Raw genomic sequence first — 12,312 nt, forward strand, 5'->3', positions numbered from 1 at the left:
ATTTGTTTGAGGTATTAGGTTTTAAACCAAAGTTTATCTAATACTAAATTCTATTGATATAGGTAACTTTAAAAAATTAAGTAATGAGTAATGAGTAATGAGTTCTACACAGCATGAAAAGCGAGGCAAGGCGGTCATAGGGGTTGTGAGCATCTCATTTTACAAGAAACATGATGTAGAGTGAGCGAAATTTACGGTGGCAAAAATTTATTTTCACGTTCTTTAAGTAACGAGTAACGAGTAACGAGTAACGAGTAACGAGTAACGAGTAACGATTATTTATTTTTAAGCTTTTTGATAGTACTGATTAGTATCCGGATTATTTATTTATTTCATCAATCATCGAGCTAAATTTCTTTTCTGATATAGTTTCAGATTGAATCGTTATATCAATCCAATAGCGTGTTTCACTGGCTTCTTTTAAGGCTATAGAAACTTATTACTTATTACCTTAAAAAGCTTTAAGCTCTAAGCCTTAAGCTTTAAGCTCTAAAGTTTACGCTTTGTAAACGGCTAACAGTGAGACAGTTCGTTGGCGGTGAAGCAGGGCGTTGGCGGGGTTCCCCCGCTTGAAGCCACTGCTGAACCCTTTAGGGGGTACGATGCGGCCATACGCCTGGCCTTTGTCCCGCTTAAAGAAACTGTCGAACCCGAAGGGCTTATAGCTATCGGGTTTAATGCCCCCAGCAAACGAAGTTTGGTGGTCTACAATTAGGAGAGGTTAAAGCCTCTTCTAATTGGCTTACAGCTTACAGCTTACAGCTTATAGCTGCGGCTCTGCCGCTTTACTTATTACTCTCCAGAAACTAAAATCAAGTAGAAGATGCCTCAACTACTTCTAAACCAAGGGATTTTGCTCTTTGCTTGAGATTTTTGATGAGTCTTTCTTGATATTTTTGTTCATAGTAATCAGCTCCACGATCGAGATAAGATTCTTTTTTTGTCCAGAGAGTATAGAATAGACGAGCAATTTTGTGTGCTGTAGCAGTAATGGCCTTGGGTGCGCCAGCACGGGAGCGAATGCGTCGATAAAATGCGCCCAAAGCTGAATGAGAACGACTAACAGCTTGAGCTGCCAATCGAAAAGCTGTTGCAGCTCGATTGTTAACTCGACGAGTCTGAGAACTTTTAACTTTGCCCCCTGTAATCCGACAACCAGGACATAATCCGAGCCAAGAGCTGAAATGTTTAGCACTCTTAAATTTAGTCGGGTCTAATCCTACTTCACTGAGGATGGTTTGCACTGTGACTACACTTAAACCATCAATGCTGGTAAAATCTACTCCCGCAATACGATAGAGATGAGAATGTAAGTCGAACCCTGATTTGATTGAGCGACGACACTTTTTCTGGCTATTTAGGGGCGGAGTCTCTTTTGTTTGGGAGGGCAATTTACTGAGACATTGTTCGATTTGTTCCTCTAATAATCCGATTTGTTGTTGATAAAATTGATAACAAGATAATTCTTGATGCAAAATAAAAACCATTTCTGGACGATAATTACCCGTTAGGGCATCTCTAATTTGTTGTGGACTACTTTTAATTCTTCGGTGTGCTAATTTGGCTAAGGTTTGTGGATTTCTTTCCCCAGCAATAATGGCCCTCAGAATATTTAATCCTGTCACCCCTGTAAGATCGCTAATGACTTTATGCAACTGCAAATTCATCTGTGTTAAAGCTTTTTGCATTCTTTGCACATGAGTCGAACTAGCTTGAATCAAATTTTCTCGTTGTCTTAAATAGCTTCTCAGTACAGTTATTTCTCCTTCGGGGATAAAGGAAGGTGCAAGTAAGCCATAACTATGCAGTTGTTGTAACCATTGACAATCTTGGACATCGCTTTTTCTTCCTGGTACTGTTTTTACATTGTGAGCATTGACTAAACAGACTTGGAAGTTATGCTGACTTAAGATGTTAAATAAAGGTATCCATTCTACTCCCGTCGATTCGAGGGCAATACTCGTCACACCGCATTCACTTAACCAATTTGCCAGAGCTAGTAAATCTGGTGTACTACACCCAAAACAACGAACATTAGATTCTGTTGCTGCTATAGGTACACAAACCCAATGCTCTCTTGAGCCAATATCAATTCCCGCCGAGTGCGGATTGATGACTTTTATTTCTGGCTCCTGTCTTTTGCTACTTTTTTTCTGGGATTTTTGGCTTCGACCAATTGGCTTCATTTTTTGCCCTCACTCTTGATAGGGAAATGTTTTCGATGAGGAATGGTTTTCTCTTGTCATTCTCTCCAACGGGATAAGGTTTTTTCTCCTTTCACCAATTTATTTGTCCACTTTCCTCTAACCAAGCTTATTCTCGGGCGTTCGTTGCACCATTGTAACTTCGGCTTTTTTGTGATGAAAACATTTCCACGTATCATGATACTTGGTCTACCAATTTGGTTTCTCATCTTTATTTTGGGGCGCAAAGCGTCCTTCAGGAGCTTATTACTTGTTACTTTAAAAAAGCTCCTTACTCATAACTAGAAACACTAAAATACAATTATCCCACAGCTTAATGGATAGTAGTAGCCGTGGGTTTCATATTTTTATTTATTTGTACATCCTTCTCTCTACTTACTTCAAGAAGAATGAATATTAATAAGATTTGGCGCCAGATTTGGCAGCTTTTAACATAGCAAAGATGGCAGTTTCAGCTTCTCGATTGAGTTGACGATCTGAAAGAGCAATTTCCACAGCTTGTGGTAAAGCTAAGGCAACTACATCAGGGTCTATTTCTTTGATTAATCGATCTATGGACTGAGGAACTCTTAGAGCTGATCTGATCCCGAGCAGCATGAATTCGTCTAGATTTAATTTATTTAGTTTATTGGTAATAACATTTAAGTTAGTTTTGTGATCTGGTTGACTAGTTTGAATTAAATAAGCAAATAACCTTTGTAATTTACTTCGTTGTGAAGGGACAATTTGATTATATGCACTTAGAGAGGAAACTGATTTTTGTCCTTCTAAATTATGTAGAATTTGCTGCCAGTCATCTGAAGCGCAGGTATTAGGCTTATCAACAGTAAGAGAAACTTGAATCTGTCCTGATTGATTAGCTAGATGAGTAACTCGGGCTTTTACTCCTAGATAACTCAGCCATTTAGCAATGGTTTCAACTAAAGTCGAATAAGTAGTCTGAGAACTAGCTAATCGCCGAATTTGAGTATCTACTAAAGGACGGACAATTTGTGAGAGCATCATTTTGATTCTAAGAATATTAATCGATGTGAGTTAGCCGATAATTTTTTTAGCTTTTAACTTTAAGAATTTTTAGTTATTGACTTTGAGTAAACTAAAATCAAAATTGTCTGGAGTTAAAGGGAAATATCGATAATAGCTGAGTCCAATTGAATAGAAATAAAGAAGATAGTGAAGGTAGGTTTTAGAGATTAAGAAAATAGTTTAATTCTTGTTTGCCTACCTTCTTTTCTTGGTTATTCAATTGAGTTCTATTTAGTACATTCAGGTAAGAAGCAACTAGCTGATGTTGGAGAGAGTGAATCGCTCGAACTCGTTGACACTAAGTAAACCGAGAGTTTCAGTGTGTGGCAGCTCAGGCACAAGATGATTCTTGGTTGAGGCATAGAGTTCAGGCATCTGTGAAGTGTGAGCTAAAATGTGGTGTTCATGTGCTGCTACTTCGGTAGTTTTAGCATCGTAAGTTTGAGTGACTAACTTAGGATAGAAACCAATTCCAATGATGGGAATTAAAAGACAAGCAGTGATGAAGATTTCACGAGGTTTAGCATCGGACCAAACTAGGTCTTTGACACTTAAGACCGGATTTTCCGCACCATAGAAGAGGACTCTGAGCATCGAGAGCAAGTAGATGGGAGTCATAATCAATCCAACTGCCGCCAAGATGATTACCACAGCTTTGAAAGTAGGAGTGTAAGCATCGCTGGTAGTTAAACCGAGGAAGATAGTAATCTCGCCGACAAAACCACTCATACCAGGAAGAGCTAAAGAGGCAAAACAACCGGCAGTGAACAGAGCGAAGGTTTTGGGCATTTTCTGAGCCAAGCCACTCATTTCATCCAGCCACAAAGTATGGGTGCGTTCGTAAGCAACTCCACAGAGGAAGAAGAGGCTAGCAGCAATCAAACCGTGAGAGAGCATTTGTAACATGGCACCGCTCAAACCCAAATCGTTGAAGCAAGCAATACCAATTAAGACAAAACCCATGTGGGAAATTGAAGAGTAGGCCATACGGCGTTTGATATTGGTCTGTGCAAAAGCAGCGAAGGCACCGTAGACGATATTGACAATTCCTAAGACGATTAAGACCGGAGCAAAATAAACATGAGCATCAGCTAACATTTCAATGTTCATGCGAATCAGAGCATAACCACCCATTTTGAGCAAGACACCGGCTAAAACCATGGAGATGGGAGCAGAAGCTTCACCGTGGGCATCGGGCAACCAGGTATGGAAAGGAAAGATGGGCAGTTTGACACCAAAGGAGATTAAGAAACCAGTGTAAGCGAGAATTTCTAATGCCAGAGGATATTGTTTGAGACTTAAAGCTTCGATATCAAAAGTAGTAGTACCACCGTAGAAAGCTAGAGCTAGACCAGCAGCTAAGATAAAGACCGAACCGAGAGCGGTGTAGAGAATGAACTTAGTAGCAGCATAACGACGTTTGGGACCACCCCAAATGGAAATCAGTAGATAGACAGGAACCAACTCTAATTCCCACATGAGGAAGAATAAGAGTAAATCTTTGGCGAGGAAGACCCCAATCTGGGCGCTATACATGGCCAACAAGAGGAAGTAAAACAAGCGGGGCTTAGTTTGAACTTTCCAAGCGGCAAAGATCGACAGAGTAGTGACGACTCCAGTGAGCATGACTAAGGGCCAAGAGAGGTCATCAGCACCCAGAGACCAACTCAGACCGAGTTGGGGGAGCCAGGAATAAGTCTCGACTAACTGAAATGCGGGATTATGAAAATCGTAATGTTGCCAGGAAACGAAAGCGATTAAAGCCAGATCAATCAGACCAACACCGAAGGCATACCAACGGACAGTTTTGCCGTCTTTATCGGGAATGAAGGGAATGAACAAGGCAGCTAATAACGGGAATACGGTGACTATCGTCAGCCAGGGAATATGAGTATTAATCATTGAACTTGATAAAAAAATAAAACAAACAAAAAAGTAGGATTAGGATGGCTGAGAAAAAGTTTTAAGAATTTACTTACCATCTATGAATTACCCACATACTAGGCTGACAAAGGTGACAAACTTGTAACAGGAAAAAGTAAAATTGAGCAGAATTTATTAACCCAGATAGACAGAGAAAAAGATCAGTTCTTAGAAACTAAAGGATTAATACACAAGAAAAGAACTGTTGTAATGAAGAGTAAAATGTATGGAAAAAAATTGAAGTCAAACAATATTTCTTATTTGATTTTTAGCAAAGATTGAGATCGCTTTAACTCAGCTAAATTAGCATTACCAGTACAAAATAATACTGTTTTGATCTCGGCAATCAATAATTCAATCAACTCATCTAAAGCCTCTTCAGATTCTGCTGCTGCCTGAAGAAATGGAAAAGCTAATCCTGCCAAATCTGCTCCTAGAGCGATCGCCTTGGCTATTTCCATGCCATTCCGCAAACCTCCAGAGGCAATTAAAGGTAAATTTGAGTATTGCTCTCGAATTTGTACAATACAGTCGGCAGTAGAAATACCCCAATCGGCAAAAGTTTTTCCTAATCTGCGCTGTAAATTATTTTCAGCTCTTTCGCTCTCTACTTTCGCCCAGGATGTACCTCCTGCCCCTGCCACGTCAATTACGGCTACTCCTGCATCAATCAGTTTAGTTGCCATAGTTGCCGAAATACCATTACCAACTTCTTTGGCAATGACGGGTACATCAATCTGATGACAAAGTTGCTCAATTTTAGTCAATAAGCCTTTGAAATTAGTATCTCCGTGGGGTTGGATACATTCTTGCAAAGGATTTAAGTGCAGAATCAGTGCATCTGCTTCTAAAATATCTACTACCCGCAAACACTGTTCAATACCATAGGTATAATTAAGCTGGATCGCTCCTAAATTGGCACATAGAACAGCATCGGGAGCAAGCGATCGCACAGCAAAAGTATGAGCTACATCAGGATTTTCGACCGCAATACGTTGTGAACCAACTCCCATCGCCAAACCGTATTTTTGCGCTGCTACAGCCAGACGGCAATTAATCATTTTGGCTTGCTCTGTTCCCCCTGTCATCGAAGAAATTAATACAGGAGAACAAAGTCTTTTGTCCAAAAACTTAGTACTTAAATCAACGTCGCTCAAGTCCAATTCTGGTAAACAGGAATGCTCGAAACGGTACTTATCTAATCCATTAGTCAAATTACGAAACTGTACGTCGTCTTCTAGACAAATACGCAGATGATCGGCTTTCCTAGTTTGCGTATTAGTCATTGATTTTGCACTCCTTATTGGTAACTAAGTTTAGTCAGCTTATATCTTACCTTCCCTGAACATCGTAAATTTAATTTTGTAATATCCCTCATAAAAAACACCAAAAAAGAGGTGAACCATAACAATTCACCCCTAAGCAAAGTTTTGTATTAAAACAGCAACACTAAATATTATTTAGTTGTAAATTAATTTTTAATTTAATTGGTTGCTGTGTTTTACTTACGAATTTTCTTAGCCATGTTACGGAACATATCCATACTGCTGTCTGTTTGACGACGCTTTGGAGTCTGTGATGTTGGTGGCTGAATACTAGCACTACTAGTCTCAGGTTGGTTAGTCTGATTAACCGCAGAACCTCCGGTAATTCCAGCTTGGGATTGAGAACTAGGAGTGGGATTGAAAACAGTATTTACAGTAGTATTTTGATTAGTGTTGCTACCCTTGTATAAGTTGGATCTATCTTCAACTGAAGAAACTTCGTTTTCAAGATCAAAACCACTTGGATTCTTGAGGGTTTTAGGAAAAGTTCTTCTAGTTCTCTTGGCTTTTCTCATGTAGTTGATGTCTCCCATGGTCATGGAATCATCAGGGTCTAAGAAAAAATCTTTATCTCCCATTGTCCTTTGTCTCTCCTAATTTGCTAAATAAATATTTGGTACAGGAACGGTGGCTAACATCCACCGTATTTGCTCAAAATGATTGACAATCCCTTTTAGTTACTTTCGGTATCTTGCGTTTATAAAAAGTAACTAAAAGTTAATTATATATAAGTATTATCTTACACATAAGCAACGTTAATAGTCAATAAAAATGCGGATTAGATCCAGGATCGGCAAACATAAAGATCTGGCTGTAATTACCCAAAAATAGACTAACTCTTAAAAAATAGTCAAATAGTACCAGAGAACAGCAAATATATTGTTTAACTAAAAGATATAGTTATAAATCTTGGAGCAATCAATGAGTAAACTACGTAACATTTTACTAGGAGCCGGCGTAGCAGCAGTTGGTGCGATCGGTACCAAAAAAGCAGTAGATTATTTCCGTAATCGCGATAAAGAAGAAGTAGTTGATGAGAGTCAAGGTGATGCAGAAAACGTAGCTTCAGACGAAGTAGCCTACGCTACAGTAGAACCAGGTTCAGTTCAAGACTTTTTAGATAAAAGCTTTGGTAATCCTGGTCGTTATGTTCCCACCCGTCCACCAAAAGTGTTTGAATATCAAGGCGAACAATACATGGTGATTTGGGCAAAGGATAACGAAAAGGATAAAAACCAAATGATGGCTTTTAAATATACTGATGCCGGTCGCAAAATGGTAGCTAGCGTTGGTTATACAGGTGATGCAACAGATTACAATCTCAATCTCGATGGTACTGATTTTGCAGTTGAAGTCAACGGCGAAAAACTAGTTAGCGGACAAGGTGAAACTAGTGGAGCAAACGAAGTTGATTTTGTCTTAGCTTAATTAAACTTAAAATTTTGCTTGTGAAAAAGAATTCAGCAGATCATTATTTCAATTAAACCAAAAATATTCTCAGTTTTACTCAGGTACTGTGTGATAACTTTATAGAAATCAATTTACTTAACACACAGTGCTTTTTCTTTGTTTGAATTGGCGAATAATTTCTTGAGAAATATTTGAAGGCATTTTTTTGATACCAGAACTTATACGCATCTGGTATTGTTCTGGTTTCTCTATTTCGAGAAAATTTAAAATACGATTTATTTGCAATTCTGGAGCTTCTACAATATCTTCATATACTAATACTAAAGGCTCTATTTGATTGGCAGTCAGTATTTTTTTTAAACGAGCTTCTTGATTTTGAATGAACTGAAATTTTTGTTCCACCTCTGATAACAACACATCATTAATTTCAATATCACCTAGTTTTGATTGGTACGCTTGATAATTAGGATTATTTTGACTCAGATTACTATGAAGATGCCAAATTTCAGTTTTTTGAGCCAGTACTAAAGATACTGCTTGGGCAACTTTATCTTTTCTGACAAGCAGAATATATTTATCAATAGAACTGAAAATCTGCTTAAAATTCGGTTTGGCTCTTTGAAACTCAAATAAAAAATGTGATATGAATTTTGTTCCAAAAACCCCATTGCTAGTGGTTCTGTATCGCATTAAATTGTAAAGCAATCTCAAATAATCAAAATTACAATGGCGGGTCAATTCTTGAGCAGCCAGTCTTAGATGTTCATATGGATGACCAGCAATTCCAGTAGAATCTAATAACTCACAGAAATAAGTTGAGCCAGATCGAGGAGTGGTTAAGATAGCATAAGATACTTTGGGTTTTTCTAGGCGATCGACGGTAGATTGCCATAATTTTTGTTTACATAAATGATTAATAAAAACATCGGCAAAAAGTCTTAATGTAGGAATGTTTATTTTAAGTTTATCAGCTTTTTGTTTTACTTCTTGAAATAGTACTGCTTCATTCTTGAAAGATACTATGACTATTGCCCTATACTGTTGAGAACCTTGGGGAATAGCCAATATGTTATCTAGATTACAAGCTGATAGATGGCAATAATGATTGTTATCTATTTGCTTAAGATTTTCAAAAAAGTTTTTGATATATTCTAATGGCTCTGTATCACCAATAAAAAAAAGTCGGTCTTGAGATGATAATTTATTTAAGAACTGTGTTTCTTCAATATCTTGGAAGATTTGAGCTAATTCCATATTAGTGCAATTATACAATTTACTGATTTTCAGATCTAAAATTTGACCAACTTTATCAAGTTTTTTAATTTTACCGAGCTAGCTGGTTAATACTTAAAAAAGTTAACTTATTTTTTAGCAGATTGCTAGCACAATTAAGTTATAGATCTAAATTCTCAGAATTTGACAGTTTCCAATAAGAAGCTAAAGCTATAGTTTTACTTAATTTTTTTCTTTTCTACTTCCTCTTTTCTTAAATATGATTATCTGAAAAATCACCTACTTTTTTAAAGACTGTTGGTAGCAAGAAAATAAAGAAGCTCAAAAAAGATGATATTTAGATTGTAGAAAGGAGATAGATCAAACATGAATCTGATTATCAAATCGATGAGTATCATCGACAAGTAAAGCTACAGGAGAGGAGCTGTTTTGATTAGTTCGAGGAGTTGGCGTTCTCTTTTTTGGGAATCTGATACGAGTACCATTGGAAATAAGTTACTCTCTCCTTCCTGTCAATCTCAAACTTGAAAGTAAGACAGGTAAATCGAAGCTAGCGCATAATGGGACTGCCATGATGGTGAACCAAAAACCATTTTTGTGCCATCTTCTGAAAAATATTAGTCGCCATTGATGGTGCCTTAATTTTTCGTCCTCGGCTTGACTGCAATACGACCTCTCGGACAAGAACATAGGCAAGGGCATGGTCAACTTCGATCTTGACGACTTCTATGTCTATTTCCAAGGAATCAGTATTCTTAAAGATCGATGACCAAGAGCTTTGAATTGTCTTCCATCCCCTAAGAACTTGTCCCCCTGGATGAACGCACAAACTAGTCGTGCCTTGCCACCACAAAAGGTTCATACTTTCAATGTCTTTATGGGAAAAAGCGTCGTAAAAAGCTTGATTTGCTGCTAAAACCGCTTGTTTATCTAATGGATTGGTCATTTAACGATTTTACAACTGATCTAATTCAAATTACTGTTTGTTGTTGAGATCAAATTCTTCAAGATAATAAGACTCATCAACTTCCACTAAGCGTTTTTTCCCCTTATTTTGCTCTAAGGTTTTTCCTGGTTGAGGTGGTTTGGGAGTGTCAGGATCGTCGCCTCTAAAATCATTACCACCGTTATCTGCATTAAATATTGAGAACAACCAAGCAACTAGAAGACCGAATAAATAGGCGATCGCAACAAGGATAATCAGTCTAAGTGCTATTAAAAACATGGTTTCTTTCCAGTGTCCCAGAGAAGTTAAAGGAAGCTTTAGTGTCAAGGCTTTATCTATTTAAATTATACGGTAATTTCAATTGGTCAACGAAAGCTTGTATCTCGCCAAAATACCTTCAAAAGCATCTTTCCCCCTAAACGATGACACGCCCTAGTAAAAACTCTTGTCTAGCAATTGATTGAGAATTGCAACTACTCTGATTTTCGATTGAGAGAAAAAAGATTCAAAAAGAGAAATTTAAGGGCACGCTGAATTTTTGGGCTGATAATTACTATTTTTGAGTAAATTATGCGCACAACCGGACTAAGACTATACGTATAATAATCTTGGTAAATGCAGCGTTGTTTTCTGTTCGTATCATGTTCCAACGCCAATTTCTCTAAGGCTTTAATAACATCATCTTGAGACATTCTCGGAGGCATCATGTATGTTAGTACCATAACTTATAGCACTTATGTAGCACAATGCATCCTAGAGTCTAAACAGTAAAATTACGGCTATTTCAGTAGCCTAAGGCTGAATATTTTCATATTTCTGGCAAACAAAGGGCTGAAATCTTGCTCAATTCTGATTGCTGCTTGATTATATTAATATCAGGAAAAATAACTATAGCGGTTCTCAAATAAGTGAGGTATGAATATAAACTTAGTCAAAAACCTAAAAACCTGAAACTCCGAAAACCTGAACCCCCCTATTCCCTATTCCCTGACTCCACCAAGGTGTATCTCATTAATACGAGAATCCCTATAAAGCAGATATTTTGGTCACATCTCTTACTGTTTACATACCTGGCTAGGTTACAATCGGCTGCGATAAACAGTTAGCTGCTTAAAATAATTTTATGGTTGGTTATTTAGTTTTTTTAACTATTTACATTGGGTTATATGCCTTGTTTGCCTTAGGATTGAATTTACAGTGGGGTTATGCTGGCTTAATTAATTTTGGTCATGTAGCGTTTATGACAGTTGGAGCTTACACCACCGTGCTGCTGAGTTCCCAAGGCTTTCCTTTGATAATAGCTGTTATCGTCGGAATTGCGATCGCCGCTTTGCTAGGATTATTAATTGGGATGTCTACCCTAAGACTGCGGGAAGACTATCTGGCTATTGTTACTATTGGAGTCTCTGAATTATTACGTCTAATCGCTCTTAATGAAGAATGGTTAACTAAAGGATCTTTTGGTATTCAACGCTATCCTTTACCTCTAGATCGCTTTGATCCTAATTTATTTCAGAAGTATTTATTAATCGGTATTTTCACTTTATTGGCAATTTTTGCCGCTTGGCAATTGTGGCGAGGTTTACAATCTCAGTGGCGTGAGGGCAGAGCCATCCAGAATAAGAGCTCTCAACCAGCCAAACTATTTAGCCTCATTATCTGGGGTATTTTGGGTCTGGGGATAATTTTAGCCATTTATATTAATGGTACTATTGCTCTCTGGGACTACAACTACAAAGCTGGCTTAATGCTATTAGTTTTGCTAACGGTGGCAATAGTTTATTGGGGACTAGAGCTATTGGTCAAATCCCCTTGGGGAAGAGTATTAAAAGCAATTCGGGAAGATGAAGAAATAGCCAGAGCTTTAGGTAAAAATGTATTTTGGTATAAGCTACAAGCATTTATGTTAGGAGGCGCGATCGCCGGAGTTGCTGGAGCATTTTACGCTTGGCAATTAACTACTGTTTACCCCAGTAATTTTCAGACTTTAGTCACCTTTAATGTTTGGACAATGGTGGTTTTGGGTGGTGCTGGAAAAAACCCTGGGGCAATTTTAGGCGCGATCATCTTTTGGGGCTATGATGCCCTAACCCGATTTTATTTACCTAAATTGGGTTGGTTCGATAGTTCTGGACAGGGAGCATTTCGCGTGATGGTAATTGGATTGATTTTAATGCTCCTGATGATTTGGCGACCTCAAGGAATTCTAGGTAAAAAAGAAGAATTAACCCTAGAAAGATAACAA

At 37.9% G+C, this 12,312-nt stretch carries 12 protein-coding genes; 3 read left to right on the forward strand and 9 right to left on the reverse strand.

The features are described from left to right. Positions 1–319: 319 nt before the first annotated feature. Positions 320–430 (reverse strand): four helix bundle protein, encoded by a 111-nt coding sequence (locus PLEUR7319_RS43655; protein ID WP_071592963.1) that lies wholly within the window; start codon positions 428–430, stop codon positions 320–322. A 102-nt stretch (positions 431–532) separates the two neighbouring features. Here PLEUR7319_RS43655 and PLEUR7319_RS43660 point away from each other — a divergent pair, with 102 nt between their 5' ends. Then, complete coding sequence (locus PLEUR7319_RS43660) at positions 533–715, forward strand: hypothetical protein (protein ID WP_019507903.1); 183 nt, start codon at positions 533–535, stop codon at positions 713–715. Between the two features lie 97 nt (positions 716–812). Here PLEUR7319_RS43660 and PLEUR7319_RS0124680 read toward each other — a convergent pair whose 3' ends face one another. From PLEUR7319_RS0124680 to PLEUR7319_RS36610, 5 genes are all read right to left on the reverse strand, one after another. Further along, entirely contained in the window at positions 813–2,186 is a 1,374-nt protein-coding gene (locus PLEUR7319_RS0124680; RefSeq protein ID WP_019503253.1) for an IS110 family transposase, read from the reverse strand. Positions 2,187–2,600: 414 nt separating this feature from the next. Further along, a complete protein-coding gene (locus PLEUR7319_RS0124685; RefSeq protein ID WP_237743616.1) occupies positions 2,601–3,209 on the reverse strand; it encodes a hypothetical protein in 609 nt (202 codons plus the stop codon). A gap of 276 nt (positions 3,210–3,485) precedes the next feature. After that, on the reverse strand, positions 3,486–5,132 hold the full coding sequence (locus PLEUR7319_RS0124690; RefSeq protein ID WP_019503506.1) for an NAD(P)H-quinone oxidoreductase subunit 4: 1,647 nt from the start codon (positions 5,130–5,132) through the stop codon (positions 3,486–3,488). 278 nt (positions 5,133–5,410) lie between these two features. Further along, the gene (fni, locus tag PLEUR7319_RS0124695) at positions 5,411–6,439 is read right to left on the reverse strand and encodes a type 2 isopentenyl-diphosphate Delta-isomerase (RefSeq protein ID WP_019507905.1); all 1,029 of its coding nucleotides are present in this window, start codon (positions 6,437–6,439) and stop codon (positions 5,411–5,413) included. Between the two features lie 215 nt (positions 6,440–6,654). Next, a complete protein-coding gene (locus PLEUR7319_RS36610; protein ID WP_019507906.1) occupies positions 6,655–7,056 on the reverse strand; it encodes a hypothetical protein in 402 nt (133 codons plus the stop codon). A gap of 343 nt (positions 7,057–7,399) precedes the next feature. On the opposite strand from PLEUR7319_RS36610, the gene PLEUR7319_RS0124705 reads away from it, so the two are divergent. Further along, a complete protein-coding gene (locus PLEUR7319_RS0124705) occupies positions 7,400–7,906 on the forward strand; it encodes a hypothetical protein (RefSeq protein ID WP_019507907.1) in 507 nt (168 codons plus the stop codon). A gap of 117 nt (positions 7,907–8,023) precedes the next feature. Here PLEUR7319_RS0124705 and PLEUR7319_RS0124710 read toward each other — a convergent pair whose 3' ends face one another. The 3 genes from PLEUR7319_RS0124710 to PLEUR7319_RS0124720 form a co-directional block, all read right to left on the reverse strand. Beyond that, positions 8,024–9,142 carry a Stf0 family sulfotransferase gene (locus tag PLEUR7319_RS0124710; protein ID WP_019507908.1) on the reverse strand — a complete coding sequence of 373 codons (1,119 nt, stop codon included), beginning with the start codon at positions 9,140–9,142 and terminating at the stop codon, positions 8,024–8,026. 529 nt (positions 9,143–9,671) lie between these two features. Then, positions 9,672–10,067 (reverse strand): nuclear transport factor 2 family protein, encoded by a 396-nt coding sequence (locus PLEUR7319_RS0124715; RefSeq protein WP_019507909.1) that lies wholly within the window; start codon positions 10,065–10,067, stop codon positions 9,672–9,674. A 30-nt stretch (positions 10,068–10,097) separates the two neighbouring features. Beyond that, a complete protein-coding gene (locus PLEUR7319_RS0124720; RefSeq protein WP_019507910.1) occupies positions 10,098–10,394 on the reverse strand; it encodes a LapA family protein in 297 nt (98 codons plus the stop codon). 796 nt (positions 10,395–11,190) lie between these two features. Between PLEUR7319_RS0124720 and PLEUR7319_RS0124725 the strand changes: the two genes are divergently transcribed. Next, positions 11,191–12,309: a branched-chain amino acid ABC transporter permease gene (locus PLEUR7319_RS0124725; protein WP_019507911.1), complete on the forward strand. Its 1,119-nt coding sequence runs from the start codon at positions 11,191–11,193 to the stop codon at positions 12,307–12,309. Positions 12,310–12,312 lie beyond the last annotated feature (3 nt).

Source organism: Pleurocapsa sp. PCC 7319 (assembly GCF_000332195.1).
Lineage (GTDB): Bacteria > Cyanobacteriota > Cyanobacteriia > Cyanobacteriales > Xenococcaceae > Waterburya.

Excerpts from the sequence above, each read along its gene's own strand:
- PLEUR7319_RS0124680 (WP_019503253.1), bottom strand. The coding sequence starts at position 2,186 with ATGAAGCCAATTGGTCGAAGCCAAAAATCCCAGAAAAAAAGTAGCAAA.
- PLEUR7319_RS0124685 (WP_237743616.1), bottom strand. The coding sequence starts at position 3,209 with ATGATGCTCTCACAAATTGTCCGTCCTTTAGTAGATACTCAAATTCGG.
- PLEUR7319_RS0124690 (WP_019503506.1), bottom strand. The coding sequence starts at position 5,132 with ATGATTAATACTCATATTCCCTGGCTGACGATAGTCACCGTATTCCCG.
- fni (WP_019507905.1), bottom strand. The coding sequence starts at position 6,439 with ATGACTAATACGCAAACTAGGAAAGCCGATCATCTGCGTATTTGTCTA.
- PLEUR7319_RS36610 (WP_019507906.1), bottom strand. The coding sequence starts at position 7,056 with ATGGGAGATAAAGATTTTTTCTTAGACCCTGATGATTCCATGACCATG.
- PLEUR7319_RS0124705 (WP_019507907.1), top strand. The coding sequence starts at position 7,400 with ATGAGTAAACTACGTAACATTTTACTAGGAGCCGGCGTAGCAGCAGTT.
- PLEUR7319_RS0124710 (WP_019507908.1), bottom strand. The coding sequence starts at position 9,142 with ATGGAATTAGCTCAAATCTTCCAAGATATTGAAGAAACACAGTTCTTA.
- PLEUR7319_RS0124715 (WP_019507909.1), bottom strand. The coding sequence starts at position 10,067 with ATGACCAATCCATTAGATAAACAAGCGGTTTTAGCAGCAAATCAAGCT.
- PLEUR7319_RS0124725 (WP_019507911.1), top strand. The coding sequence starts at position 11,191 with ATGGTTGGTTATTTAGTTTTTTTAACTATTTACATTGGGTTATATGCC.